Here is a 25,411-nt window from a genome sequence, read left to right as displayed (position 1 = left end):
ACTGCGCACCGACGGTTCTCGCCGGTCCGCAGCTGCGGCCCTGCGATCATGGTCGGCATGCCTCCCCGGTCCCGACGCAACGACGGTGAACCCCTGGCGGTCCAGGCGGCGCGGGCCCGGGAGCAGCACCGCACCCAGGTGGGCAGTTACGGCTACCTCGCCCGCCGCGGGCCCAAGCGGCACGTGACGGTGGTCCCGCGGCCGCTGCGGTACTGGCAGTACGACCTGGCGAGCCCGCTGGTCGTCGGGCTGACCGTGCTCGCCGTCGCCGCGTGGCTGGGCTTCCTCGGCTGGCGCGACGGCGGGGCCTCGGCCGCCGCGGAGGCGCCGGTCGCGGTCGGGCTCGGGCTGCTGGTGCTGGTCGCCTCGACCGGCCGGTTCACCATCGGCGACTGGGCGGTCTCCACCGACATCGCGGGGTTGCGCCAGGTGTCGTCCTTCGGTGTCGTCCCGCTCGTGCTGGTCACCGAGGTGGTGCGGGGGGCCGCGCCGGCCGGGTGGCCGACGCCGCGCCGCCGGGGCGGCTGGTGGCCGGGGCGGCAGCGGATCAGCGTCGCCCACCTGGACACCGACGGGGAGACCCCGCGGTCGTTCACCGTCTGGGTGCGCGACCCGGCCGCCGTCGCCGACGCCCTGGGCCGCCCGCTCCCCTGACCGGCCCCGTCCTCCCTCAGTCGTCGTCGAGGCCGGGCGGCAGCAGCCGCGCCCGGGTCGCCCGCCGGACGGCGTCCAGCCGCGACGTCGAGCCGAGCTTGCTGTTGATGTTGCTCAGGTGCCGCTTGACGGTGCCCTCGCTGATCCGCAGCTCGGTGGCGATCGCCAGGTTGGAGCAGGCGCGGGCGACCAGCGTGAGCACCTCGACCTCGCGGTCGGACAGCATCGGCGCGGCCGGCGAGGTGAGCCCGGCCAGCCCGCTGCGCGACACCGACAGGGTCACCAGGTCCTGCTCGTGCTCGGTGCTGGCCCGGATCGCCGCGACCAGCTCGTGGTGCCCGATGGTCTTGATCAGGTAGGCCGAGGCACCGCGCAGCAGCAGCTGCCGGGCCAGCGGGGTGTTCTCGTGCATCGTGAGCACGACGACCTTCGTCGTCGGCGACGCCGAGCGGATCTCCACCAGCGAGGTGAGCACCGACTGCCCGGGCATCTCGACGTCGAGCAGGACGACGTCCGGGCGGTGCTTGCGGGCCAGCCGCACGGCCTCCTCGCCGTTGGACCCCTCGGCGACCACGTCGATGCCCTCGTGCACCGACAGCAGCGCGCCGAGGCTCTCCCGGAACAGCCGGTGGTCGTCGACCAGGACGACGCTGAGCTCCCGCAGCGCGCCGGTCACGACAGCCGCACCGTGAGCGGGACGGTCAGGGTCATCCGGACGCCGTCGGGCCCGGCGTCCAGGGCGGCGCGGCCGCCGAGGCCCTGGGCCCGCTCGCGCATCGACGCCAGGCCCACCGTGCGGGAGGTGTCGACGGCGGCCGGGTCGAAGCCGGCGCCGTCGTCGTCGACGACCGCGGTCAGCTGGGCGCCGGAGAGGCGCAGGGTCACGTCCAGCCGGGTCGCCCCGCGGGCGTGGACGAGCGAGTTGCGGATGGCCTCGCGCACGATCAGGTAGCTCTCCTCCTTGACGTGGGCGGGCAGCACGACCGCCTCCTCGCCCTCCTCGGTCAGCGTCGCCACGAGCCCGATCGGGACGGTGAAGTCCAGGTACTCCTGCAGCGCCTGGGCCAGCGACCGGTCGCCCACCACGTCGCGCAGCCGGGTGGCCAGGCTGCGGACGTCGTTGAGGGTCTCCAGCAGCAGCTGCCGGGTGGACCGCAGCCGGTCGGGGTCGAGCGGCCGGCCGGTGTCGACCAGGTGCAGCGCGAGGTCCAGGCCCTGCATGGCCGCGCCGATGCCGTGGCTGGTGTGGTCGTGCAGGTCTCGGGCGACCCGGCGGCGCTCGTCGCGGTTGGCGTCGCTGATCTGCGACAGCAGGACGTCGACGTAGGTGATCGCAGCGGGCACGACGAGCGCGTCGATCACCTCGTGCAGGGTGACCGCGATCCGCCCGGCGCCGGAGGGCCCGGGCGCCAGCGCGGCACCCTGGGCGAGCAGCGGGGGCAGCGCGTGCCGGAACAGTAGGCTGGCCGCGCGCAAGCTCTCCGCGGGGTGCACCTGGGTCCGCGCCCGCACCGCGCCGACGTCGGCCAGAGCCGGCTCGGCCGAGGGCACGGGCCGCCCGCGCAACCGGGCGCGGGTGGTCTGCAGCACCGCTCGCGCACGGCCGGCCAACATCGCCCGGACGTCGGGGTCGGCGCCCAGCCGGGGCGAGATGGCGGTGAGCTCGGCGAGGAACGCGGCGACGACCTCGTCGTCGACCGCCGCGTCCTCCGCGGAGCTCACCGGGAGGTCCCCCTCGGCGGCGCCCCCGTGCGCGTCGCCGAGGAGGACGTCGGGGACCCCGTCGTCCGCCGGCGTCACCGGAGGCCGGTGACGAGCAGCGGGTTCGCGGGACCCGGGCGGGCGGAGGCCGCGCCGTGGCTGCGGGCTGCCACCCGAGAGGACCCGGGACGCAGCACGGCAGCGCTCACGTCCCCGGTCACCCACCCAGCCTGTCTCATCGACGACGGAAGCTCAGCCCCCGAACGGTGTAGCTGCACTACAACTTTCGACACATCGCGGGCGGCTGCCCCGAGCGCCCCGGGAGGTCAGGCCCGGGTACGCAGGACGCCGTCGGGACCGGCGAGGAGGACCGGCGCGGACGGCGTCAGGTCGTGCACCGCAGCCAGCCCGGCCGGCTCGACGGCCTCGGCGGCGGTGACCACCGCAGCCGCCTCCAGCCCCTCGACCCCGCTGGACACCGCGGCCGCCACCGCCGCCTGCAGCGCGGACAGCTGCAGCGAGGGCAGCGTCACGGTCGCGGCGAGGTAGGTGCGGCCGTCGGTGTCGCGGACCGCGGCACCCTCGGCGGCACCGGTGCGGCCACGCGCCGAACGCGCCAGGGTGATCAGCTTGGCGTCCTCGGGGTCCAGCTCAACAGCGTCGGTCACGACTGGTCAGCTTTCCACGGTCGCGTGCTCGGGCTCCCGGGCGGCCTGCTCGTCGTCGTCCTCGCCGGCCTCGGGCACCCGGGTGACGAGGATGGTGTCGATCTGGTTGCGCCGCCCGCCGGTGCTCTCGGCGACCAGCCGCAGCCCGCCGACCTCGGCCTCGGAGCCCTCGATCGGCACCACGCCGAGCTCGCGGGCGAGCAGCCCGCCGACGGTCTCGACACCGTCGTCCTCGGGCAGCTGCACCTTGAACAGGTCCGCGAGGTCCTCGACCGGCAGCCGCGCGGTGATCCGCACCGAGCCGTCGGCGAGCTCCTCGATCGGCGGCCGCTGCACCGCGTCGTGCTCGTCGGCGATCTCGCCGACGATCTCCTCGAGGATGTCCTCGATGGTGACCAGGCCGGCGAAGCCGCCGTACTCGTCGACGACGACGGCCATGTGGGTGCGGCTGGCCTGCATCTCGCGCAGCAGCTCGTCGACCGGCTTGGACTCGGGGATGAACGTCGCCGGGCGCATCAGCTCCTCGACCCGGGGCTCGCTGACCCGCGAGTCCGAAGAACCCTGGGACCGGCGCACGAGGTCCTTGAGGAAGACGACGCCGATGATGTCGTCGACGTTCTCGCCGATGACCGGCAGCCGGCTGAAGCCACTGCGCAGGCACAGCGCCAGCGCCTGGCGCAGGGTCTTGCCGCGCTCGATCCACACCACGTCGGGCCGGGGCACCATCACCTCGCGGGCGATGGTGTCGCCGAGCTCGAAGACGCCGTGGATCATGTTGCGCTCGCCGGACTCCACGACACCGCGCGCCTCGGCCATGTCGACCAGCTCGCGCAGCTCGACCTCGCTGCTGAACGGTCCGTCGCGGTAGCCCCGGCCCGGGGTGATCGCGTTGCCGATCAGGATCAGCAGGGTCGCGATGGGCCCGAGCATCCGGCCCAGCAGCCGCACCAGCGGGGCCGCGGCCAGCGCGATCGGGTAGGCGTGCTGCCGGCCGACGGTGCGCGGACCCACGCCCACGAGCACGTAGCTGACCACGGTCATCACCGCGGCGGCCGCGGCGATCCCGAGCGGCCCGGAGTCCAGCAGCCGGAAGAACACCCCGGCGACCAGCACCGCGGCGGTCATCTCGCACACGATGCGCAGCAGCAGGAGCAGCGCGACGTGCCGCGCCCGCTCCTCCACGACGGCCATGAGCGGGCCGGCGCGCTTGGCGCCGTCCCGTCGCAGCTCCTCCACGCGGGCGACCGACAGCCGCTGCAGCGCGGCGTCCAGCGCGCCGAAGACGCCGGCGACGAGCACGAGGAGGACCGCGATCACCAGCAGGACGATCGCTGTCGGGCTCATCGCTCGCCCGGCTCCACGGGCTCGCCGGTCACCGGTTCCCTCGGCACGGAGCGCCAGCCCTCGAGGAGCTTGCCCTGCAGGCCGAACATCTCCTTCTCCTCGTCGGGCTCCATGTGGTCGTAGCCCAGCAGGTGGAGCACGCCGTGGGTGGCCAGGAGGAGGAGCTCGTCGGCCATCGAGTGGCCGGCCGCGCGGGCCTGCCGAACGGCGACGGCGGGGCAGAGCACCACGTCACCGAGCAGCGCCGGACCCGGTTCGGGGTCGTCGGGCCGCTTGGTGTCCAGGTCGTCCATCGGGAAGGCCAGCACGTCGGTGGGACCCTTCTCGCCCATCCACCGCTCGTGCAGCGTGGCCATGTAGTCGACGTCGACGCACAGCACGGACAGCTCGGCCAGCGGGCTGACCTCCATGGCGTCGAGCACGTAGCGGCAGACGCCGGCCAGCGCCGCCTCGTCGACGGGGATCTCGGACTCGTTCGCGACCTCGACGGGCACGTCGATCAGCTCCCCTGCTGCCGGGCCGGGCGGGCCGGGCGGGCGGGCCGGGCGGCGCCGGGCACAGCGGCCTCGCGGGTGGCGTCCCAGCGCTCGTAGGCGTCGACGATGTCGCCGACCAGCCGGTGCCGGACGACGTCGTTGCTGTTCAGGGTGGCGAAGTGGACGTCGTCGATGCCCTCGAGGATGTCGCGCACGACCCGCAGGCCGCTCTGCGCGCCACCGGGCAGGTCGACCTGGGTGACGTCGCCGGTGACGACCATCTTCGAGCCGAAGCCGAGCCGGGTCAGGAACATCTTCATCTGCTCGGCGGTGGTGTTCTGCGCCTCGTCGAGGATCACGAACGCGTCGTTGAGCGTGCGGCCGCGCATGTAGGCCAGCGGGGCGACCTCGATGGTGCCGGCGGCCATCAGCCGCGGGATCGACTCGGGGTCGACCATGTCGTGCAGCGCGTCGTAGAGCGGCCGCAGGTACGGGTCGATCTTGTCCGACAGCGAGCCGGGCAGGAAGCCCAGCCGCTCGCCGGCCTCGACCGCGGGGCGGGTCAGGATGATCCGGTTGACCTGCTTGGTCTGCAGCGCCTGCACGGCCTTGGCCATCGCCAGGTAGGTCTTGCCGGTACCGGCCGGGCCGATGCCGAAGATCACGCTGTGGGTGTCGATGGCGTCGACGTAGTGCTTCTGGTTGAGCGTCTTGGGCCGGATGGTGCGGCCGCGGCGGCTGATGATGTCCAGGCTCAGCACCTCGGCGGGCCGCTCACCGCCCCCGGCACGCAGCATGCCGACGACGCGGCGCACGGAGTCGGGCCGCAGCGTCTGGCCGGTGGCCAGCAGCGCGATGAGCTCGTCGAAGACCCGGACGGCGAAGGCGTTGTCCGCCGGCTGCCCGGTGACCGCGATCTCGTTGCCCCGGACGTGCACGTCGGCGGCGAGCTCGCTCTCGACCAGCCGGAGGAGCTCGTCGCCGGAGCCGAGGAGCGCGACCATGGAGACGGTGGCAGGGACGGTGATGGAGGTGCGGACGGCGGCCGGGACGGCCTGATCGTCCGCGGCGCCCTCGGTCGCCGCCGCGGCGCGAGCGGAGAGCTCACGCGCAGAGGCGGTACCGGTCGGGACGCCTGGTGAGGTGTCGGGCAAGAACGCTCGACCCTGCCTTCCGTGACGGGGCTGTGACCCGGGCGAGTCTACGCGCCAGGGACCGTTCCCGGCCCCGCTCGCGGTGACCGGGCTCCCGGGCCACCCGGCCGGGTCAGCCGGGCGGCCAGCCCAGGCCGCGGCCGCCGAGGACGTGCAGGTGCACGTGGTGGACGGTCTGACCGGCGTCCGGGCCGCTGTTGACCACCAGCCGCCAGCCGGGCTCGGGGGCCGATCCGGTGGCCAGCCCCTCCTGCACGGCGACCGCCTGCGCGGCGGCCAGCAGCTCGGCGGCCAGGCCCGGGTCGGCGGCGGCCAGGGCGCCGATCGTCGCGTGATGGGTCCTGGGCACCACCAGGACGTGGGTGGGCGCCTGCGGGTTCACGTCCCGGAACGCGAGCGTGGTGGGGGTCTCGGCGACGACGTCCGGGGTGATGTCGCCGGCGACCATGCGGCAGAACAGGCAGTCGGGCGCGGCCTCGGTCATGGCGGAGACCCTAGTGGCGGGTGGGTAAACGGAACCAGGAAGTACGCGGCCGATCGCGCACAACCCGGTCGTTCGGTGCGAGACGCCGGTCTCATTGCCGAGAGAGACGGGGAAGGACGGTCGAACCGACGGCCGAGCCCACCCCGAAGGACGCCCACCGTGCGCATCACCTCACGCCGCCCCGCCGTCGACACCAGCGCCGAGCTCGCCGAGGCGCGCTCCGACGTCACCGCCGTCACCCGGGTGCTCATGGCGCTGGACGGCGCCGTGACCGAGGAGGAGGTCGCGCGCGCCGCCCTGGACACGGTGCGGCAGTGCTTCGGCTGGGCCTACGGGTCCTACTGGAAGATCGACACCGGCGACCGGGCGCTGCACTTCGCCGTCGAGTCCGGTGACGCCGGCCGCGAGTTCCGCGAGGTGACGCTGACGGCCTCCTTCGCCGAGGGCGTCGGGCTGTCCGGCCGGGCGTGGAGGTCCCGCGACCTGTTCTTCGTCGCCGACCTCGGCGAGATGACCGACTGCGTGCGCGCACCCGCCGCCCAGCGGGTGGGCGTGAAGTCCGGCGTCTGCTTCCCGATCATGCGCGGCAGCGAGGTCCTCGGGACGATGGACTTCTTCACCACCGAGACGCTGAGCCCCACCCAGGAGCGGCTGGACGCGCTGCGCGCGGTCGGCAAGCTGGTGTCCCAGGCCTTCAGCCGGGTCACCACCGCCGCGGACCAGAAGCGCGCCGCCGGCGACGTCACCGCGATCAACATCCTGCTGCGCGAGCTGAGCAAGGCCACGACGGTGGAGAACGCCGTCAGCACGGCCCTGGACACCATCCGCCGCGAGTTCGACTGGCACTACGGCTCCTACTGGACCGTCGCCGAGTCGGAGCACGCGCTGACCCTGGAGCTGGAGTCCGGGGACCTCGGCCCGCAGTTCCGCGAGGTCAGCCGGACGGCGTCCTTCGCCGAGGGCGTCGGCGTGGCCGGCCGCACCTGGAAGGCCCGCGACCTGGTGTTCGTCGAGGACCTCGGCGAGGTCAGGGACTGCGTCCGTGCCCCGGCCGCCCAGCAGGCCGGCGTGAAGTCCGGCGTCTGCCTGCCGATCATGATCGACGGCCGCGTCATCGGGACGATGGACTTCTTCGCCAAGCGCACGCTGATCATGGCCGACAGCCGGCGCGACGCCCTGCGCAACACCGCCTTCCTGATCTCCCAGACCATCCAGCGGATGCGCGCCTCCGAGCGGGTCGCCGTCGCGGCCCGGGAGATGGTGGCCTCGATCCAGGAGGTCGAGCGCAACGTCGCCGAGGCCACCGCCGTCGCCGGCGAGGGTCAGCGGGTCGCCGGGCAGGCCGCTGACTTCGTCGCCCACCTGGGCACCTCCAGCGCCGAGATCGACAAGGTCGTCCGGGTCATCACCGGCATCGCCGAGCAGACCAACCTGCTCGCCCTCAACGCCACGATCGAGGCCGCGCGGGCCGGGGAGGCCGGCAAGGGCTTCGCGGTGGTCGCCGGCGAGGTCAAGGAGCTGGCCCGGGAGACCGCGCTGGCCACCGACGAGGTCAGCAACCGGGTCACCGCCATCCAGGACGACGTCCAGCGGGTCGTCGGGGCACTGGAGTCCATCCGCGAGGTCGTCGACCGGGTCAACGAGACCCAGCACCTGATCGCCGGTGTGCTCACCGAGCAGTCCGCGGTCACCCGCAGCATCGTCGAGATGTCCTGACCTCCCGGCGGGCCGCGTGGACCGACGCAGCCCGGCGGGGCCCCACCCCCCGGCCCGACGGGGCACGCGGCGTGGGCGACGATGGGCGGCGTCCACCCCCCTCGTCCTCCGGAGGTACCGCCATGCCCGCTCTGCAGCCCCGCACGAGGACGTAGTGAGCACCCGTCGCGCCGTCCGGTCGGGTGGTCGAACAACAGCACAGCTGACCCGCCGCGGGTTCCTCTCCGCCGGTGCGGCAGCCGCGGCGGCCGCCGCGCTCGCCGCCTGCGGCCGCACCTCCCCCGTGTCGTCCCCGGGGTCGGCGCCCACCTCCGGCCGGGGCGCCCTGCGCATCGGCGCCATCCCCGACCAGGACCCCGAGGTCCTCCAGCGCCTGTACGGCACGGTCGCGGACTCGATGTCCGCCGCGCTGGACCTCGACGTCAGCTACTCCCCGGTGACCGACTACGGCGCCGCGGTCTCCCTCTTCCGCACCGGCGACCTGGACCTCGTGTGGTTCGGCGGGCTCACCGGCGTGCAGGCCCGGCTGCAGACCCCCGGCGCCCAGCCGGTCGCGCAGCGCGACATCGACCAGGACTTCCACTCGGTCTTCGTGGTCAACAGCTCGACCGGCCTCACCCCGGCCGACGACCTCACCGCGCTGGCCCCGCTGCGCTTCACCTACGGCAGCGAGACCTCCACCTCGGGCCGGCTCATGCCCGCCTACTTCCTGCAGCAGGCCGGCGTCGACCCGCAGGGCTTCCCGGGCGGCCCGGGCTTCTCCGGCTCGCACGACGCCACGCTGGCGCTGGTGGCCGCGGGCACCTTCCAGGCCGGCGTGCTCAACGAGCAGGTCTGGGAGAGCCGGACGGCGGCCGGCACGGTCGACCCCGCGGTGGTGCAGTACGCCCGCACCCCGGCCTACTCCGACTACCACTGGCTGCTCGGCCCGCGGGCGGTGGAGCGGCTGGGCGCCGACCTCGGCGACCGGGTGCGCGCGTACCTGACCGGGCTGCCCGCCGGCGACCCCGTGCTGGAGCTGTTCGGCGCCGGGGCGTTCGTGCCGGCCGCCGCCGGCGACTACGACCAGATCGAGGAGATCGGCCGCTCCCTGGGACTGGTCAGCTGACCGCCGTCCTCCGGCTGCACGGCGTCTCGGTCACCTACGGCACCACTCCCGCGCTGGACGGCGTCGACCTCACCGTCGCCGCCGGCGAGCGGGTGGCCGTGGTCGGGGCGTCGGGCGCCGGCAAGTCGACGCTGCTCGCGGTGGCCAACGGCTCGGTGCCGGCCACCGCGGGCACCGTCGAGGTGCTGGGCGCCGCCCCGGGTGCGCTGAGCGGCCGGGCGCTGCGGCAGCTGCGGGCCCGGGTCGGCACGGTGCACCAGCACCTGGAGCTGGTCGGGCAGCTGCGCGTGGTGCACAACGTCAACGCCGGGCGGCTGTCGGCGTGGCCGGCGTGGCGGGCCGCCTGGTCGCTGCTGCGCCCGCAGGGCCTGCCGGAGGTGCTGGCCGCGCTGGCGGAGGTGGAGCTGGCCGACCGGGTCTACGAGCGCACCGACCGGCTGTCGGGCGGGCAGCGGCAGCGGGTCGCCGTCGCCCGGGTGCTGGTGCAGCGCCCGGAGCTGGTGCTCGCCGACGAGCCGGCGTCCGCGCTGGACCCGGTGCTCGCCGAGCGCACGCTGCAGCTGCTGGCCGGCACCGGCAGCGCGCTGGTGGCCTCGCTGCACGACCCGGCGCTGGCGCTGCGGCACTGCACCCGGGTGGTCGGGCTGGCCGCCGGGCGGGTGCTGCTCGACTCCCCCACCGACGCGCTGTCGCCGGCCGACCTGAGCGCCTTCTACCGCCGGTGACCGTGCTGCAGCGCGACCGGGTGCGCTGGGCGTGGGGACTGGGCGCGCTCGTCCTCCTCGCCTGGTCGCTGGCCGGGGCGGGGCTGTTCTCCGGCGCGGTGGTGAACGGGGCCGGCGTCCGCCAGTTCGGCCGCTTCGCCGCCGGGGCGCTGTCCCCCGCCACCGACGGCGCGTTCCTCGGCGTGCTCGCCTCCTCGGTGCTGGTCACCGTCGCCTACGCCGCGCTCGGCGCCGCGCTGGCCGTCGGCCTGGGCGCGGTCGGTGCGCTGGCGGTCGCCCGCACCACCTGGGGACGGCGCCGGCTGGGCTGGGCACTGGCCCGCGGCGCGCTCGCCGTCCCCCGCGGGCTGCACGAGGCGGTGTGGGGGCTGCTGCTGGTCAACGTCGTGGGGTTGGACCCCTGGGTGGGCGTGCTGGCGATCGGCGTCCCGTACGGCGCGGTCACCGCCAAGGTGTTCGCCGACCTGCTCGACGAAGTGCCGCGCGGCCCGTACGACGCGCTGGTCGCCGCCGGCGCCGGGCCGGTCGTCGCAGCGCTGTACGGGCTGCTGCCGGCGGCGTCGGGCGGGCTGCTGTCGTACTCGTTCTACCGGCTGGAGTGCGCCGTCCGGTCGGCCGTGGTGCTCGGGTTGATCGGCGCCGGCGGGCTGGGCTACCAGTTGTCGCTGTCGTTCAGCTCGCTGCGCTGGCCGCAGGTGTGGTCGTGCGTCTACGCGCTGTCGGCGCTGTGCGTGCTGGCCGTGGTCGCCGGCCGGGCGGTGCGCCGCCGGGTCGCCGACCCCCGACCGGCCGGTGACCGGCTGCGCCGCGACCCGCTGCTGACCGGCGCAGTGCTCACCACGCTGGCCGCGGTCGTGTGGTCGTGGTGGTACCTGGCGGTCTCCCCCGCGACCCTGGTCTCCGACCGGACGGCTGCGCAGCTGCGCTACCTGCTCGCCGCCGCCTGGCCGCCGGACGTCGACGGGCCGCTGCTGTCGGCCGTCGCCTCGGCCGCGGTCGACACCGTGCAGATGTCGGTGATCGCCATCGCCGTCGCCACCCTCGGTGCGGTGCTGCTGGCCGGGGTGGCGGCGCACCCGGAACGGCCCTCGGTCCTGCGGCGGGTCGCGGGCGCCGTCGTCCGGGCGGGGCTGTTGCTGCTGCGCGCCGTCCCGCCGCCGGTGTGGGCGCTGGTGCTGCTGTTCGTGCTGCTGCCCGGCGTCCTGCCGGGGGCACTGGCGCTGGGCGTCTACACCCTGGGCGTGCTCGGCCGGCTGGCCGCCGAGGCCGTCGAGGAGCTCGACCCCCGGCCCCGCGCAGCGCTGGCCGCGCTGGGCGCACGGCCGGTGGCGGGCTGGCTGTACGGCGTGCTGCCGGACGCGACCGGGCCGGTGCTGGCGTACGCGCTCTACCGCTGGGAGGTGGCTCTCCGCGACTCGGTGCTCGTCGGGTTGCTGGGCGCCGGCGGGCTGGGGGCGCTGCTGGCGTCGCGGCTGGCGGTGTTCGACTGGGGCGCGGTGACCACCGTGCTCGCCGCGCTGGTGCTGCTGACCGCGGCGGTCGACCTGGTCAGCGCCCGCGCCCGGGCCGCCCTGCGCTGACCGTCCCCGTCTTGATCATCGGCGTCTCGCCCGCGGACACGCCGTCGGTCGGCATGTCGCCGGCAAGACGCCCATGATCATCGGCGGGTGGCGGCTGGCGCCGGTGTGGCGAGCGGCCACTCGCCGATGATCGACTGCTGGTGGGGCCTCAGGCCCAGCGGGTGCGGGCGCTCAGGGCGGCGAGGGCGGCCGCCCCGGCCGTCGACGTGCGCAGCACCTCGGGGCCCAGCCGCACCGAGTGCGCGCCGGCCGCGCGGAAGGCGACGACCTCGCCGTCGGTGATCCCGCCCTCGGGGCCCACGACCACCACGACCGTGCCCTCGGCCGGGACCTCGACCTGCGCGAGCGGACGACGGGCCTGCTCGTGCAGCACCAGGGTCAGGTCGACGTCACCGAGCAGCCCGATGACCTGCCGGGTGCTCATCGGCTCGGTCACCTCGGGCACCCGCGGACGGCGGGCCTGCTTGCTGGCCGCCCGGGCCGCCGCGCGCCACTTGGCCAGGCCCTTCTCGATGCGGTCGTCGCGCCACTTGGTCACGCAGCGGGCCGCCGTCCACGGCACGATCCGGTCGACGCCGAGCTCGGTGGCCAGGTCGACGGCGAGCGGTCCGTGGTCACCCTTGGGCAGGGCCTGCACGAGCACGAACGCAGGCTCCGGAGCGGGGACGTCGTGCCGGGCGAGCACCTGCACCCGCAGCGTCGACCCCTCGGCGGCGGTGACCGAGCCCTCGACGAGCAGACCGCGCCCGTCGGACACCCGCACCCGCTCGCCGGCGCCCAGCCGCAGGACGTCGACGGCGTGCCGCCCCTCGGCGCCGGCGACGGTCAGCACGTCGCCGGCGGGCACCTCGTCGAGCAGGAACAGCGGGGCGCCGTCGGCCTCAGGACCCGCCCCGGCCTCGCTCATCGGCCGTTGAACGCGTCGCGCACCCGGGTGAACAGGCCGCCGTGGTTGGCCTCGCTGCCCTTGGTCAGGTCCTCGTTGCGCAGCCCGGCGAGCTCGCGCAGCAGCTCCTGCTGGCGGCCGTCGAGCCGGGTCGGGGTCTGCACGTCCAGGTGCACGAGCAGGTTGCCCCGGCCGGTGCCGCGCAGCCGCGGAGCGCCGTGCGCGCGCAGCGTGAGCACGCTGCCGGACTGGGTGCCCGGCTTGATGTCGAGGTCCTCGGCGCCCTCGAGCGTCTCCAGCTTCAGCGAGGTGCCCAGCGCCGCGGCGGTCATCGGCAGGGTGACGCGGCAGTGCAGGTCCTCCCCGTCGCGGGTGAACACGTCGTGCGGGCGCTCGTGCACCTCGACGTAGAGGTCACCGGCCGGGCCGCCGCCCGGGCCGACCTCGCCGTAGCCGGCCAGCCGGATGCGCATGCCGTCCTCGACGCCGGCCGGGATCTTCACCGGGATGGTGCGGCGGGCGCGGACCCGGCCGTCGCCACCGCACTGGCCGCACGGGCTGGGGATGACCTGGCCGGTGCCCGCACACGTCGGGCAGGGGCGGCTGGCGATGACCTGGCCGAGGAACGAGCGCTGCACGCTCTGCACCTCGCCGCGGCCGTTGCAGGTCGAGCACGTCTCGGGGTGGGTGCCGGGGGCGGTGCCGGCACCGGTGCAGACGTCGCACAGGACGGCGGTGTCGACGGTGATCTCGGTCGTCGTGCCGAACACCGTCTCGTCGAGGTCGAGGTCGACCCGGATGAGGGCGTCCTCGCCCTCGCGGGTGCGGCTGCGCGGCCCGCGGCCACCGCCGGCGCCACCGAAGAAGGCGTCCATGATGTCGCCGAGGCCGCCGAAGCCCGCGGCGTTGCCGAACGGGTTGCCCCCGCCGCGGCCGCCACCGGTGTCGAAGGGGTCACCGCCGAGGTCGACGATGCGCCGCTTCTCCGGGTCGGTCAGCGCCTCGTACGCGCGGCTGACCTGCTGGAACTGCTCCTTGGCGCTCTCGTCGGGGTTGACGTCGGGGTGCAGGTCCCGGGCCATCTTCCGGTAGGCGCGCTTGATGTCGGAGTCGCTGGCCCCTTGCTTCAGGCCCAGGACGCCGTAGTAGTCGGTTGCCATAAGTGAGTTCTCAGTCCTCAGCTCTCGGCCAGCAGGTGGCCGACGTAGCGGGCCACGGCTCGTACCGCGGCCATGTTGCCTGCGTAGTCCATCCGGGTGGGGCCGACGACGCCGAGGCCGCCGAGGGCCTCGTCGCCCGAGCCGTACCCGACGGAGACGAACGAGGCACCGGTCAGCGCCTCGTGCTGGTTCTCCTCACCGATGCTCACGATCACCGCGCCGGGGTCCACCTCGGCCATCAACCGCAGGACCACCACCTGTTCTTCCAGCGCCTCGAGCAGCGGCCGGACGGTGCCCGGGAAGTCGAGGGCGCTGCCCTGCGCGAGGTTCGCCGTCCCGCCGATGACCAGCCGGTCCTCGGAGGGCTCGACGAGGGTCTCCAGCAGGGTGGCGCTCACCGCGGCGACCAGCGGGCGCAGGTGCGGCGGGGCGTTGTCGACCAGGCCGCCGACCTTGTCGCTGGCCTCGGCGAGCTTGGCGCCGGTGAACGCGGCGTTGAGCGTGCTGCGGAGCTCGGCGACGGTGTCGGGCTGGGTGTCGGCCGGCACCTCGACCACGCGCTGCTCGACCCGGCCGGTGTCGGTGATCAGCACCATGAGCAGCCGGGACGTCGACAGCGGCACCAGCTCCAGGTGCCGGACGGCGCTGCGCGACAACGTCGGGTACTGGACGACGGCGACCTGGCGGGTCAGCTGGGCGAGCAGCCGGACGCTGCGGCCGAGGACGTCGTGCAGGTCGACGGCGCCGTCGAGGAACTTCTCGATCGCCGCGCGCTCGGCGGCCGACAGCGGCTTGACCGCGCTGAGCCGGTCGACGAAGAAGCGGTAGCCCTTGTCGGTGGGCACCCGGCCGGCGCTGGTGTGCGGCTGGGTGATGTACCCCTCCTCCTCCAGCACCGCCATGTCGTTGCGGATGGTGGCGGGTGAGACGCCCAGGTCGTACCGGGCGGCCAGGGCCTTGCTCCCCACCGGGTCGTTGGTGGAGACGTAGTCCTGGACGATCGCCCGGAGGACGCGCAGGCGGCGGTCGTCGTGCGCCACGGCTGACACCTCCCGTACCGGTCGACGGGCCGCTCTGGCACTCCAGCGGTCCGAGTGCCAGCATACGGCGGGCCACGGCCGCCGTCCTCCGGCTCGCACGGGTCCCGGGCCCGCCGGAGGTGGGATCGGTCCCGCGGGAGGGGCCCGGCGGCCGTCGGGCGAATCACACTAGTGTGATTCGCAGTCGACGGACCTCCAGCCTCGGGGGCCCGGGGAGCGGGAGGCTCGGCCCTGATCTTCAAGGCAGTACGGGACGGACGCCCCTATCCCGACCACGGCTTCTCCACCCGCGACTGGGCGATGATCCCGCCCCGCCAGATCCGGCTGGACACCCTGGTCACCACCAAGCGCGAGCTGGCGCTGGACGCGTTGCTGGCCGACGACTCGACCTTCTACGGCGACCTGTTCCCGCACGCGGTGCAGTGGCACGGCGAGACCTACCTCGAGGACGGCGTGCACCGGGCGCTGCGCGCGGCCCTGCAGCAGCGCAACGTCATCCACGTGCGGGTGCTCGACCTCGACGCGCTCATGCCCGCCGACCAGGACTCCGCCGCCGACGCACCCTGACCCTCCGGCCCCCTCGTAGGGACCCGACCGCGAGGGGCCGGGGGGCGAGGGGGTCCTTCTCACAGCCAGCCCTTCTCGGCGGCGACCCGGGCGGCCTCCACCCGGGTGCGCGCGCCGGTCTTGCCGATCGCGGCGGACAGGTAGTTGCGCACCGTCCCCTCGGACAGGAACAGCCGCCCGGCGATGTCGGCGACCGTCGCGCCGTCGGCGGCCGCCCGCAGGACGTCGGCCTCCCGGCCCGACAGGGGCGTCGCCCCGAGCGCGAGCGCCGCGGCGGCCAGGTCGCGGTCGATCACCCGCTCGCCGGCCACGACCGCCCGGATCGCCCGGGCCAGCTCGGCCACCGGCGCGTCCTTGACCAGGAAGCCGGCCGCGCCGACCTCCATCGCCCGGCGCAGGAACCCCGGCCGGCCGAAGGTGGTCAGGACGACGGCGCGCACGCCCGGCAGCTCGGCGGCCAGCGCGCGGGCGGCCTCGATCCCGTCCTGCCCGGGCATCTCGATGTCCAGCAGCGCGACGTCGGGCCGGTGCTCCTGCGCCGCGGCCACCACCAGGTCGCCACGGCCCACCTCGGCCACCACCTCGATGTCGGGCTCGAGGTCCAGCAGTGCCCGCAGCGCACCGCGCACCAGGGCCTGGTCCTCGGCCAACAGCACCCGGATCGTCACGCGTCCACCGTGGCAGACGTCAGCGGCACCGAGGCGCGCAGCCGGTAGCCGCCGCGGTCGCCGGGCCCCGCGGCCAGCTCGCCGCCCAGGGCACCCACCCGCTCGCGCAGCCCGGCCAGCCCCGAGCCGGACGTCGTCCCGCGCATCGTCACGCCCGGCGCTCCCCCGCAGCCGTCGTCGGTGACGGTGAGCACCGCCCGCTCGCCGTCCTCGGTCAGCTCGACGGTGACCTGCCCGGCCCCGCTGTGCCGCAGCACGTTGGTCGTGGCCTCGCGCACCACCCAGCCCAGCGCGGCGTCCGGGCCCACCGGCAGCACGGGCACCCGCTCGGGCAACCGCACGGTGATGCCCGCGCCGGTCAGCGCCGCCCGCGCCTCGGCCAGCGCCTGCCCGACGGTCACCTGCCGGTAACCGCTCACCGCCTCGCGCACCTCGGCCAGCGCCCGGCGGGCGGCGTCCTCGACGTCGGCCATCTCCGCCCCGGCCCGCGCCGGGTCGACCGCGGCCAGCCGCCGGGCCAGCTCGCTCTTGAGCGCGATCAGCGACAGCGAGTGGCCGAGCAGGTCGTGCAGGTCGCGGGCGAAGCGCAGCCGTTCCTCGGCGACGGCGTGCCGGGCCAGCTCCTCACGGGCCTCCTGCAGCTCGCGGTTGACCGTCATCAGGTAGCCGGTGCCGCGGATCGCGAAGGCGGTCAGCAGGCAGATCGGCGGCAGGAACAGCAGCCCGGAGCCCTCGTCGGCCAGGATGACCGCCAGGCAGAGCAGGGCCGCGGCGACCACCGCGGGCCACACCCACCGCCACGGCAGCGCGGCGGCGGCCGCGGCGGAGACGTAGACCATCAGGCCCGACCAGTTGGCACCGAAACCGACGGCGAGCGCGGTGGCCAGCCCGGTCATCAGCACGAAGTCCGCCCGCAGCGCCCGCGGCCGGCCCAGCTGCCCGATCACCCGCAGGTAGACGAGGGTGAACGCCAGCAGCCCCACCGCCCCGACCCACCGGGCGGCCACCGGCCGGTCGGCGGTGACCAGGTCGCTGATCGGGAAGTACTGGAACAGCAGCCACGGCACGGCCCAGATCGCCTGTCCCCACCAGCTCGACCGGTCCACCCGCCGGACGCTAGCGCGCTGCGACCCCGCTGCAGGGCGCCCGCCGCGAGCGTGCGGGTGGTGGGCCGCGGCGTCCGTCATCACCCGGCGACCGCGTGCAGCGGGCGCCGCCGGGCGACGGCCACCGCGGCGGCGGAGAAGACGGCGGTGCAGGCCACCAGCACGAGGACCGCCTGCGTCGAGGGCGCACTGCCGGCGACGACGTCCCGGCCCAGCTGCGCGTACCAGTACGACGGCATGGCGTGCGCCAGGGCGACCAGCCCACTGGGCAGGATCTCGACCGGCCACCACAGGCCGCCCAGTGCTGCCAGCGCCGTCCCGAGGACGCCCATCGCCGCGCCGGCCGCCTGGGAGTCCAGCGCCGTGCCCAGCCCGATGCCGAGCGCGACGAAGACGACGGTGCCGGCCCACATGACGCCGACCAGCGCCAGCCAGGTGACCAGGCCCAGCTCGACGCCGTTGACGAACCGGCCGACCAGGGCGACGACGACCAGGCTGGGCAGCACGAGCAGGGCGCCGACGGCCACGTCGACGGCGAGCGCGGTGCCCGGCGGGACGGGGAGGACGCGCAGCTGGCGCAGCCAGCCCTGGGAGCGGTCGAAGGCCAGCCGGATGGTCGCGCCCAGGGCCGCGCCGATGGCGCCGTAGCCCATCATCGAGACCATGTAGAGCCGGCCGTGGTCGGTCCGCGCGCCGCCCGCGGTGGCCTGGGCGCCGAAGACCTGGGTGAACAGGACCGTGAACAGCGCCGGCAGCACGATGGTGAAGAAGACGTACTGCCGGTTGCGGCCCACCCGACGGAGCTGGAACAGCAGCAGGTCGGTCATCGGGGTGCTCCGTCCGGTGCGGTCGTGGTGGTGAGGTGCAGGAAGGCCTGCTCGAGGGTGGCGCCGCGGACCTCGAGCCCGGGCAGGGCGACCCGCCCGGCGAGCAGGGCCCGCAGGGTGGCCTCGGCGTCGGAGGTGGCCAGCTCGACGAGCTCGCCCACCCCGTCGACGGCGGTGACGCCGGGCAGGGCGGCGAACCCGTCCCACGGGCCGGGGCAGCGGAAGCGCACGGTGCGGCCGGCGATGCGCGACTTGACCGCCGCGGCCGAGCCGTCGGCGAGCACCCGCCCGGCACCGACGACCACGACCCGGTCGGCGACCGCGTCGGCCTCGTCGAGGTGGTGGGTGGCGAAGACGACGGTGTGCCCGCGGTCGGCCAGCCCGCGCATCGTCGTCCAGAACGCCTGGCGGCCCTCGACGTCCATGGCCGAGGTGGGCTCGTCGAGCACGAGCAGCGGCGGCGCCCCGGCCAGGGCGAGGGCCAGCAGCACCCGCTGCCGCTGCCCGCCGGACAGGGCGTCGACCTCCCGGTCGAGCAGCCCCTGGACGCCGGCGGTGGCCAGCAGGTCCTCCAGCGGCCAGGGGTCGGCGTAGCGGCCGCGGACCAGCCGGAGCACCTCGCCGACGCGGGTCTCGCCGGGCAGTCCGCCGTACTGCAGCATCGCCCCCACCCCGCCGGCGCGGACGGCGTCGGCCGGTGCCCGGCCAAGCAGCCGCACCTGCCCGGCCGCGGGGCGGAAGAGGCCGAGCGCGGCGTTGACGATCGAGGACTTGCCGGCGCCGTTGGAGCCGAGCAGGGCGACGGTCTGACCTGCCGGGATGCGCAGGTCGACGCCGTCGACGGCGAGGGTGTCGCCGTAGCGGACGGTGAGTCCCTCGACGTCGAGGGCGGGGGTGTCGGGCATGCGGCCAGCCTCCCGATCCGGGCCAGCCCGCCGGTAGTGCGGAACGTCGTCCACAGCACCTGACGGATGTCAGACGGCGGCGCGCGGCCCGCCTACCCTCGCTGTGTGGACGCGATCGAGGCCCCCGTGGACCCCGCGCTCGAGGTGCTGGAGCGGGTGTTCGGCTACGACGCCTTCCGCGGCCCGCAGCGCGAGGTGGTCGACCACGTCGTCGCCGGCGGGGACGCCCTGGTGCTGATGCCCACCGGTGGTGGCAAGTCGCTGTGCTACCAGGTGCCGGCGCTGCTGCGCGAGGGCGTGGGCGTGGTGATCTCGCCGCTGATCGCGCTGATGCAGGACCAGGTCGACGCGCTGCGGGCGCTGGGCGTGCGGGCCGGCTTCCTCAACTCCAGCCAGGAGCGGGACGAGCGCCGGACGGTCGAGGAGGCGTTCCTGGCGCAGGAGCTCGACCTGCTCTACGTCGCCCCCGAGTCGCTGGGCGGCGGCTCCTCGCCCACCGCGCGGCTGCTGGAGCGCGGCCGGATCGCGCTGTTCGCCATCGACGAGGCGCACTGCGTCGCGCAGTGGGGCCACGACTTCCGGCCCGACTACCTCGCGCTGTCGATGCTGCACGAGCGCTGGCCCGACGTGCCGCGGATCGCGCTGACCGCCACCGCCACCCGGGCCACGCACACCGAGATCAGCACCCGGCTGCAGCTCGACGACGCCCTCCACGTCGTCGCCGGCTTCGACCGGCCGAACCTCCAGTACCGCATCGCGCCGAAGGACTCCCCGCAGAAGCAGCTGCTGGACCTGCTGCGCACCGAGCACCCCGGCGACGCCGGCATCGTCTACTGCCTGTCGCGGGCCTCGGTCGAGAAGACCGCCGAGTTCCTGGTGGGCCAGGGCATCCCCGCGCTGCCGTACCACGCCGGTCTCGACCAGCAGGTGCGCGCGCGGAACCAGGCCCGGTTCCTGCGCGAGGACGGCCTGGTCATGGTGGCGACCATCGCGTTCGGCATGGGCATCGACAAGCCCGACGTCCGGTTCGTCGCCCACCTCGACCTGCCCAAGTCGGTCGAGGGCTACTACCAGGAGACCGGGCGGGCCGGCCGCGACGGCCAGCCCGCCACCGCGTGGCTGGCCTACGGCCTGGCCGACGTCGTGCAGCAGCGCAAGATGATCCAGACCTCGGACGGCGACGCCGCGCACCGCCGCGTGCTGTCGGCGCAGCTGGACGCGATGCTCGCGCTGTGCGAGACCGTCGACTGCCGGCGGGTGCGGCTGCTGGCCCACTTCGGGCAGGAGAGCGGGCCGTGCGGCAACTGCGACACCTGCCTGACCCCGCCGGAGTCCTGGGACGCGACCGTCCCGGCACAGAAGCTGCTGTCGACGGTGCTGCGCCTGCAGCGCGAGCGCGGCCAGTCCTTCGGCGCCGGGCAGTCGATCGACATCCTGCTGGGCCGGCGCACCGAGAAGGTCACCCAGCACCGGCACGACGAGCTGACCACCTTCGGCATCGGCACCGACCTCACCGAGGGCCAGTGGCGCGGTGTCGCCCGGCAGCTGCTGGCCCAGGGCCTGCTGGCGGTGCAGGGCGAGTACGCGACGCTGGCGCTCAGCGAGGCCAGCGGCCCGGTGCTGCGCCGCGAGCAGACCGTGCTCATGCGCCGCGACCCCGACCGCCCGGCCCGCTCCGGGCGCTCGGCGCGCAAGGACCGGGCGACCGCGGCACCCGAGCTCCCTGCCGCGGCCGCCGGCGCCTTCGAGCGGCTGCGGGCCTGGCGGGCGGCGGCGGCCAAGGAGCAGGGCGTGCCGGCCTACGTGGTCTTCCACGACGCGACGCTGCGGCAGATCGCCACCGAGGAGCCGACGACGCTCGCCGCGCTGGGCACCGTCAGCGGCGTCGGCGCGGCGAAGCTGGAGCGCTACGGCGAGTCCCTCCTCGCCGCCCTCCACGCCTAGGCCTTTCGGCCCCGCTGCCGGGGCCCACCGCGAGCTTGCGAGGGTGGGGGCAGCGGGGTCCTTCTTCAGTCCGTGAGGTCGCGGACGACGGCGTCGGCGAGCAGTCGGCCGCGGTCGGTGAGGACGGCGAGCCCCGCCTCGTGAGGCCCGGCCTCCAGCAGCCCCCGGACGACGGACTCGGCGGCCCGCGCCCGCCCCGCCGCCGACAGCGCGGACAGCGGCAGCCCGTCGCGCAGCCGCAGCCCGAGCATCACCCGCTCCAGCGCCTGGTCGTCGGCGTCCAGCAGCTCGGTGTCGGCGGCCGGGTGCAGGCCGGCGGCGATCCGGTCGGCGTAGGCGGCCGGGTGCTTCACGTTCCACCAGCGCAGCCCGCCGACGTGCGAGTGCGCGCCCGGGCCGATCCCCCACCAGTTGGCGTTGGCCCAGTACAGCTCGTTGTGCCGGCAGCGGGCGGCGCGGTCGCGGGCCCAGTTGGACACCTCGTACCAGCCCAGCCCCGCGCTGCCGAAGGCCCGGTCGGCCATCTCGTAGCGGTCGGCCAGCACGTCGTCGTCGGGCATGGGCAGCTCGCCGCGGGCGACCCGGCGGGCCAGCCGGGTGCCGCTCTCGACGATGAGCGCGTACGCGCTGACGTGGTCGACCGGCGCGGCCAGGACGGCGTCGAGGGAGGCCTGCCAGTCGGCGTCGGTCTCGCCCGGGGCGCCGTAGATCAGGTCGAGGTTGACGTGCTCGAAGCCCGCAGCCCGGGCCTCGTGCGCAGCCTGCACGGCCCGGCCGGGGGTGTGCCGGCGGTCCAGGACGGCGAGCACGTGCTCGGCGGCGGACTGCATGCCCAGGCTGATCCGGGTGAAGCCGCCGGCGCGCAGCGTGGCCAGCGACTCGGGCGTGACCGACTCGGGGTTGGCCTCGGTGGTCACCTCGACGTCCGGCGCGACCGGGAAGTGCTCGCGAACGGCGTCCATCACCGCGACCAGGTCGTGCGCCGGCAGCAGGGTGGGCGTGCCACCACCGACGAACACCGTCCGGACGGCGGGGAGGTCCGGGCCCAGCACCTGCGCGGCCAGCCGCAGCTCGGCGATCGCCGTCCCGGCGTACTCACTGCGGTTGGCGCCGGGGCCCAGCTCGTCGGAGGTGTAGGTGTTGAAGTCGCAGTAGCCGCAGCGCGTCGCGCAGAACGGCACGTGCACGTAGAGGCCGAAGGGCGTCGACTGCAGGCCCGCGCGCGACGACGCCGGCAGCATCGAGGGGTCGGCAGGCAGGGCAGGGGTCGCGCCGAGGAGCGGCAGGGTGGTGGTCATCGCTGCTCCCAGTGTGACCGTTCCCGGCGGCCGGCCGGCGGGCCGGGCGGGTGACCTCGGCGACGGTGTCCTGCCGACGCTCGTGCTCTGCTCACCCTGGTGAGCAGAGCACGAGCGTGCGCGGAGCCCTTGCCCGCCGTCGGCCGCGCCCCCACGCTGGGCCCATGACCGACCCGGAGGACCCGCGGGCGCGGTACCGGCAGCTCCCCGAGCGGGTGCGGCCCGAGGACGCCGTGGAGACGACGGACGCCGATCCGCCGCCGGTCGTCGAGCCCCCGCTGCAGGAGGCCTGGCGGACGGCGCTCCTCGGCCCCGTCCCCTGAGGCGGCTCAGCGCAGCCGGCGGGTGTTGTCCGGCTCGCGCACGGTGATGCCGCGCGCGTCGAGCCACTCGGCCAGCGGGACGGCGACCCGGCGGCTGGTGCCCCACGCCTGCCGGGCCTGGCTCAGGGTGAACGGCTGTGGCAGCGCGGCCAGCCGGGCGCGGGCCACCTCCGCCACCCCGGGCGCCAGGTAGATGCCCTCGCTGATCCGCACCAGCTGCTCGTCGCGCACGGCCGCGGCCAGCTCCCGCGCGCCCAGCCCCGCGGCCACCAGGTCACCGGCCTCGGGGGCGGCGAACGGCGCCTCGGCCAGCCGGGCGCGGATCCCGTCGACGGCCCGCTGCACCTCCGGCGGCAGGCCGGCGGACTCGGCGACGACACGGCCGTCGCGCAGCGAGAGCGGCGGGCGCACGAACGCCGGCACCAGCTCGACGTCGGGCAGCTCCAGCGCCGAGCGCAGCACGGCCACCGGCGGGCCGGGCTCCAGCGGCCGCAGCTGCCGGTAGCGGGCCACCACCTGCGGCACCCGTGCGGCCAGCTCGTCGGCCAGCGCGGGCGCGACCAGCCACGGCCCCACCGCGGGCACGCCGGCGGGCACCGGCCAGCCCATCGCCACGAAGTCCGCACGGCGCACGAACCGGCGCCGCGCCAGGTCGGCCAGCGCCCCGGCCTCACCGGTCGGCTGACCGGCCAGCTCGGCGGCGCGGCTGGCGGCGGCCCCGCGGCGGCGCAGCTCCGGCGGGTCGACGTCCCGCACGTCGGCGCCGAACACCCGGCGGGCGCCCGGGTCGCGCAGCAGCAGCCGGTCGCCCACCCGCAGCGGCAGCGGCTCGGTCAGCCGCAGCCGCAGCGCGCTGCCGTCGAGCGGGCGCACCCGGGCGGCCACCGTGGCCGAGCCGATGTGCACGACCAGCTCGGCCGGCAGCCTGTCCTCGACCGGCGCGACGAGCGAGACGTCGAGGTCGGCGGTGCGGCGGAAGGCGTCGGGGGTGAGCAGTGCCGCGCCGCGGGACAGCTGCTCGACCGCGACCCCGCGCAGGTTCAGCGCCACCCGCGCGGTCGCGGCGGCGGACTCGACCGGCTCGCCGAGGGACTGCAGGCCGCGCACCGTGACCGGCTCGCCGTCGAGGTCCAGCCGGTCGCCGGCGGCCACGGTGCCGGCGGCGAGCGTGCCGGTGACCACGGTACCGGCGCCCTTGATGGTGAACGCGCGGTCGACCCACAGCCGCACAGGCGCGGCCCGGTCGGGGGCGGGCAGACCGGCGAGCACCTGCTCCAGCAGCGCCGACAACTCCGGCAACCCGGCGCCGGTGCAGGCGCTGACGGCGACCGCGGGCAGCCGGCCCAGCGACGTCCCGGCCAGCCGCTCCTGCGCGTCGGCGAGGACGGGAGCGGCGTCGGCGAGGTCGGACTTGGTGACCGCGAGCAGCCCGTGCCGCACCCCGAGGGCGTCGAGCACGGCCACGTGCTCGGCGGTCTGCGCCGACCAGCCGTCGTCGGCGGCGACCACGACCAGGGCGGCGGGCACCGAGCCGACGCCGGCGAGCATGTTGCCCACGAAGCGCTCGTGCCCGGGGACGTCGACCACCGCGAGCCGGCGGCCCGAGGGCAGCGTCGTCCAAGCGAAGCCGAGGTCGATGGTCAGGCCGCGGCGGCGCTCCTCCTCCCACCGGTCGGGCTCCATGCCGGTGAGCGCGCGGACCAGCGTCGACTTGCCGTGGTCGACGTGCCCCGCGGTGGCGATCACGTCCACGCAGCTGCCACCTCCCGGACCGCGGCCACGAGCTGGCTGTCCTGGGCGGGCAGCAGACTGCGCAGGTCGAGCAGGGTGCGCCCGCCCTCGACGTAACCCACGACCGGGGTGCTGGCCGCGCGCAGCGGCTCGGCGAACCGGGCGTCCAGGGCGACGGCGGCGCTGGGCAGCTCGAACTCCGGCGCCCCTCCCCCACCGACCCGGGCGGTGGCGGCGACGGCGACCGCCTCGACCCCGGCCTCCTGCAGCGCCCCGGCGACCGCGGCGGCGCGGGCGGACAGCTGCGCCGGATCGGCGTCCAGCATCTGCCGCACCGGCGGCACCGGACCGCGCAGCGTGGCCTCCAGGGCGGCCAGGGTGGTCTTGTCGACCCGCAGCGCCCGGTACAGCGGGTGCCGGCGCAGCCGCTGCACGAGGTCCGCGCGGCCGAGCACGATGCCGGCCTGCGGGCCGCCGAGCAGCTTGTCGCCGCTGCACAGCACCAGGTCGGCGCCTGAGGCCAGCGTGGTCTGCAGGTCGGGCTCGTCGGGCAGCAACGGGTGCGGGCGCAGCAGCCCGCTGCCCACGTCGGCGACCAGCGGCACCCCGGTCCCGGCCAGCGCGGGCGCGAGCTCGGTCACCTCGACCGAGCGGGTGAACCCGCGGACGACGAAGTTCGACGGGTGCACCTTGAGCACCGCACCGGTGTCCGGGCCCAGGGCCGCGGTGTAGTCGGCGAGCGAGGCGCGGTTGGTGGTGCCGACCTCGTGCAGGCGGGCGCCGGTGGACACGAGCAGGTCGGGGATGCGGAAGCCGTCGCCGATCTCGACCAGCTCCCCGCGGGCGATGACCAGCTCCCCGCCCAGTGCGGTGGCCACCAGCGCGAGGGCGGCGGCGCAGTTGTTGACCACCAGCGCGGCCTCCGCGGCCGGGACCGCCTCCAGCAGTGCCCCGAGCGCGCCCTCCCCGCGCGGCCCGCGGCGGCCGGTGCCCAGGTCCAGCTCGACGTCGGTGGTGCCGCTGGCCGCCACGACCGCCTCGACGGCGGCGGCCGACCAGGGCGCGCGGCCGAGGTTGGTGTGCACCAGCACGCCGGTCGCGTTGAGCACCGGCGACAGGCTGCTCGCGGTACCGGGCAGGGCGGCGAGCACCGCCGGGACGACGCCGTCCGGCGCCAGCTCGCCGGCGCGCACCCGCTGCTGCGCCGACTGCACGAGCCCCTTGACCAGGTCCCGGCCCAGCCGGTCGACGGCCGCGGCCACCGGCGGCTCGGCCAGCACGGCGTCGGTGCGGGGGACGGCGCGGCGGGGGTCTCCGGTCATGACCGGACCAGCCTAGGTCGCCGG

At 75.6% G+C, this 25,411-nt stretch carries 25 protein-coding genes and 1 pseudogene; 9 read left to right on the top strand and 17 right to left on the bottom strand.

The features are described 5' to 3' along the window. Positions 1 to 57 precede the first annotated feature (57 nt). Positions 58 to 654 carry a hypothetical protein gene (locus tag ACGBYP_RS02845; protein WP_411581747.1) on the top strand — a complete coding sequence of 199 codons (597 nt, stop codon included), beginning with the start codon at positions 58 to 60 and terminating at the stop codon, positions 652 to 654. A gap of 16 nt (positions 655 to 670) precedes the next feature. On the opposite strand, the gene ACGBYP_RS02840 is transcribed toward ACGBYP_RS02845, so the two are convergent. The 7 genes from ACGBYP_RS02840 to ACGBYP_RS02810 form a co-directional block, all read right to left on the bottom strand. Then, complete coding sequence (locus ACGBYP_RS02840; RefSeq protein ID WP_411581746.1) at positions 671 to 1,330, bottom strand: response regulator transcription factor; 660 nt, start codon at positions 1,328 to 1,330, stop codon at positions 671 to 673. Then, the gene (locus tag ACGBYP_RS02835; RefSeq protein ID WP_411581745.1) at positions 1,327 to 2,454 is read right to left on the bottom strand and encodes a sensor histidine kinase; all 1,128 of its coding nucleotides are present in this window, start codon (positions 2,452 to 2,454) and stop codon (positions 1,327 to 1,329) included. Before ACGBYP_RS02835 ends, ACGBYP_RS02840 begins: the two co-directional genes overlap by 4 nt. Before the next feature lie 227 nt (positions 2,455 to 2,681). After that, entirely contained in the window at positions 2,682 to 3,023 is a 342-nt protein-coding gene (locus tag ACGBYP_RS02830) for a cytidine deaminase (RefSeq protein ID WP_411581744.1), read from the bottom strand. Between the two features lie 6 nt (positions 3,024 to 3,029). Further along, entirely contained in the window at positions 3,030 to 4,367 is a 1,338-nt protein-coding gene (locus tag ACGBYP_RS02825) for a hemolysin family protein (protein ID WP_411581743.1), read from the bottom strand. Next, on the bottom strand, positions 4,364 to 4,861 hold the full coding sequence (ybeY, locus tag ACGBYP_RS02820) for an rRNA maturation RNase YbeY (protein WP_411581742.1): 498 nt from the start codon (positions 4,859 to 4,861) through the stop codon (positions 4,364 to 4,366). Before ybeY ends, ACGBYP_RS02825 begins: the two co-directional genes overlap by 4 nt. A 5-nt stretch (positions 4,862 to 4,866) precedes the next feature. Then, positions 4,867 to 5,997, bottom strand: a complete 1,131-nt coding sequence (locus ACGBYP_RS02815) for a PhoH family protein (protein ID WP_411581741.1) — start codon at positions 5,995 to 5,997, stop codon at positions 4,867 to 4,869. 112 nt (positions 5,998 to 6,109) lie between these two features. After that, positions 6,110 to 6,481 carry an HIT domain-containing protein gene (locus ACGBYP_RS02810; RefSeq protein ID WP_411581740.1) on the bottom strand — a complete coding sequence of 124 codons (372 nt, stop codon included), beginning with the start codon at positions 6,479 to 6,481 and terminating at the stop codon, positions 6,110 to 6,112. A 249-nt stretch (positions 6,482 to 6,730) separates the two neighbouring features. On the opposite strand from ACGBYP_RS02810, the pseudogene ACGBYP_RS02805 reads away from it, so the two are divergent. From ACGBYP_RS02805 to ACGBYP_RS02785, 5 genes and pseudogenes are all read left to right on the top strand, one after another. Continuing rightward, positions 6,731 to 7,684, top strand: a pseudogene (locus tag ACGBYP_RS02805) (GAF domain-containing protein); the annotation flags it as partial. Positions 7,685 to 7,699: 15 nt separating this feature from the next. Then, complete coding sequence (locus tag ACGBYP_RS02800; protein WP_411582225.1) at positions 7,700 to 8,197, top strand: methyl-accepting chemotaxis protein; 498 nt, start codon at positions 7,700 to 7,702, stop codon at positions 8,195 to 8,197. Positions 8,198 to 8,351: 154 nt separating this feature from the next. Then, on the top strand, positions 8,352 to 9,305 hold the full coding sequence (locus ACGBYP_RS02795) for a putative selenate ABC transporter substrate-binding protein (protein ID WP_411581739.1): 954 nt from the start codon (positions 8,352 to 8,354) through the stop codon (positions 9,303 to 9,305). Beyond that, positions 9,302 to 10,030: a phosphonate ABC transporter ATP-binding protein gene (locus tag ACGBYP_RS02790; RefSeq protein ID WP_411582224.1), complete on the top strand. Its 729-nt coding sequence runs from the start codon at positions 9,302 to 9,304 to the stop codon at positions 10,028 to 10,030. The genes ACGBYP_RS02795 and ACGBYP_RS02790 overlap by 4 nt, the downstream gene beginning before the upstream one ends. Beyond that, entirely contained in the window at positions 10,027 to 11,610 is a 1,584-nt protein-coding gene (locus ACGBYP_RS02785) for a PhnE/PtxC family ABC transporter permease (RefSeq protein ID WP_411581738.1), read from the top strand. Before ACGBYP_RS02790 ends, ACGBYP_RS02785 begins: the two co-directional genes overlap by 4 nt. A gap of 148 nt (positions 11,611 to 11,758) precedes the next feature. On the opposite strand, the gene ACGBYP_RS02780 is transcribed toward ACGBYP_RS02785, so the two are convergent. Genes ACGBYP_RS02780 through hrcA form a run of 3 tightly spaced genes read right to left on the bottom strand, consistent with a single transcriptional unit; the run spans position 11,759 to position 14,696 of the window. Continuing rightward, on the bottom strand, positions 11,759 to 12,517 hold the full coding sequence (locus ACGBYP_RS02780) for a 16S rRNA (uracil(1498)-N(3))-methyltransferase (protein WP_411581737.1): 759 nt from the start codon (positions 12,515 to 12,517) through the stop codon (positions 11,759 to 11,761). Beyond that, positions 12,514 to 13,656, bottom strand: a complete 1,143-nt coding sequence (gene dnaJ, locus ACGBYP_RS02775; RefSeq protein ID WP_411581736.1) for a molecular chaperone DnaJ — start codon at positions 13,654 to 13,656, stop codon at positions 12,514 to 12,516. The genes ACGBYP_RS02780 and dnaJ overlap by 4 nt, the downstream gene beginning before the upstream one ends. A gap of 17 nt (positions 13,657 to 13,673) precedes the next feature. After that, positions 13,674 to 14,696 carry a heat-inducible transcriptional repressor HrcA gene (hrcA, locus tag ACGBYP_RS02770; RefSeq protein WP_411581735.1) on the bottom strand — a complete coding sequence of 341 codons (1,023 nt, stop codon included), beginning with the start codon at positions 14,694 to 14,696 and terminating at the stop codon, positions 13,674 to 13,676. Positions 14,697 to 14,927: 231 nt separating this feature from the next. On the opposite strand from hrcA, the gene ACGBYP_RS02765 reads away from it, so the two are divergent. Next, positions 14,928 to 15,263: a type II toxin-antitoxin system VapB family antitoxin gene (locus ACGBYP_RS02765; protein WP_411582223.1), complete on the top strand. Its 336-nt coding sequence runs from the start codon at positions 14,928 to 14,930 to the stop codon at positions 15,261 to 15,263. Between the two features lie 59 nt (positions 15,264 to 15,322). Here ACGBYP_RS02765 and ACGBYP_RS02760 read toward each other — a convergent pair whose 3' ends face one another. From ACGBYP_RS02760 to ACGBYP_RS02745, 4 genes are all read right to left on the bottom strand, one after another. Next, positions 15,323 to 15,931, bottom strand: a complete 609-nt coding sequence (locus ACGBYP_RS02760; protein ID WP_411581734.1) for a response regulator — start codon at positions 15,929 to 15,931, stop codon at positions 15,323 to 15,325. Beyond that, on the bottom strand, positions 15,928 to 17,037 hold the full coding sequence (locus tag ACGBYP_RS02755) for a sensor histidine kinase (protein ID WP_411581733.1): 1,110 nt from the start codon (positions 17,035 to 17,037) through the stop codon (positions 15,928 to 15,930). The genes ACGBYP_RS02760 and ACGBYP_RS02755 overlap by 4 nt, the downstream gene beginning before the upstream one ends. A gap of 80 nt (positions 17,038 to 17,117) precedes the next feature. After that, positions 17,118 to 17,864, bottom strand: a complete 747-nt coding sequence (locus ACGBYP_RS02750) for an ABC transporter permease (protein WP_411581732.1) — start codon at positions 17,862 to 17,864, stop codon at positions 17,118 to 17,120. Continuing rightward, positions 17,861 to 18,769, bottom strand: a complete 909-nt coding sequence (locus tag ACGBYP_RS02745; RefSeq protein WP_411581731.1) for an ATP-binding cassette domain-containing protein — start codon at positions 18,767 to 18,769, stop codon at positions 17,861 to 17,863. The genes ACGBYP_RS02750 and ACGBYP_RS02745 overlap by 4 nt, the downstream gene beginning before the upstream one ends. A 105-nt stretch (positions 18,770 to 18,874) precedes the next feature. Between ACGBYP_RS02745 and recQ the strand changes: the two genes are divergently transcribed. Further along, the gene (gene recQ, locus ACGBYP_RS02740) at positions 18,875 to 20,713 is read left to right on the top strand and encodes a DNA helicase RecQ (protein ID WP_411581730.1); all 1,839 of its coding nucleotides are present in this window, start codon (positions 18,875 to 18,877) and stop codon (positions 20,711 to 20,713) included. A gap of 65 nt (positions 20,714 to 20,778) precedes the next feature. On the opposite strand, the gene hemW is transcribed toward recQ, so the two are convergent. After that, positions 20,779 to 22,011 (bottom strand): radical SAM family heme chaperone HemW, encoded by a 1,233-nt coding sequence (gene hemW / locus ACGBYP_RS02735; RefSeq protein WP_411581729.1) that lies wholly within the window; start codon positions 22,009 to 22,011, stop codon positions 20,779 to 20,781. A 164-nt stretch (positions 22,012 to 22,175) separates the two neighbouring features. On the opposite strand from hemW, the gene ACGBYP_RS02730 reads away from it, so the two are divergent. Further along, entirely contained in the window at positions 22,176 to 22,334 is a 159-nt protein-coding gene (locus ACGBYP_RS02730) for a hypothetical protein (RefSeq protein ID WP_411581728.1), read from the top strand. 6 nt (positions 22,335 to 22,340) lie between these two features. Here ACGBYP_RS02730 and selB read toward each other — a convergent pair whose 3' ends face one another. Both selB and selA read right to left on the bottom strand, forming a co-directional pair. Beyond that, a complete protein-coding gene (gene selB / locus ACGBYP_RS02725; RefSeq protein WP_411581727.1) occupies positions 22,341 to 24,086 on the bottom strand; it encodes a selenocysteine-specific translation elongation factor in 1,746 nt (581 codons plus the stop codon). Beyond that, the gene (gene selA / locus ACGBYP_RS02720; RefSeq protein WP_411581726.1) at positions 24,077 to 25,387 is read right to left on the bottom strand and encodes an L-seryl-tRNA(Sec) selenium transferase; all 1,311 of its coding nucleotides are present in this window, start codon (positions 25,385 to 25,387) and stop codon (positions 24,077 to 24,079) included. Before selA ends, selB begins: the two co-directional genes overlap by 10 nt. Positions 25,388 to 25,411 lie beyond the last annotated feature (24 nt).

The sequence above is a fragment of the Modestobacter sp. SSW1-42 genome, from assembly GCF_046635825.1.
GTDB lineage: Bacteria > Actinomycetota > Actinomycetes > Mycobacteriales > Geodermatophilaceae > Modestobacter.
Note: the sequence above shows the minus strand (reverse complement) of the source record. Positions and strands in the feature narration are given on the sequence as shown.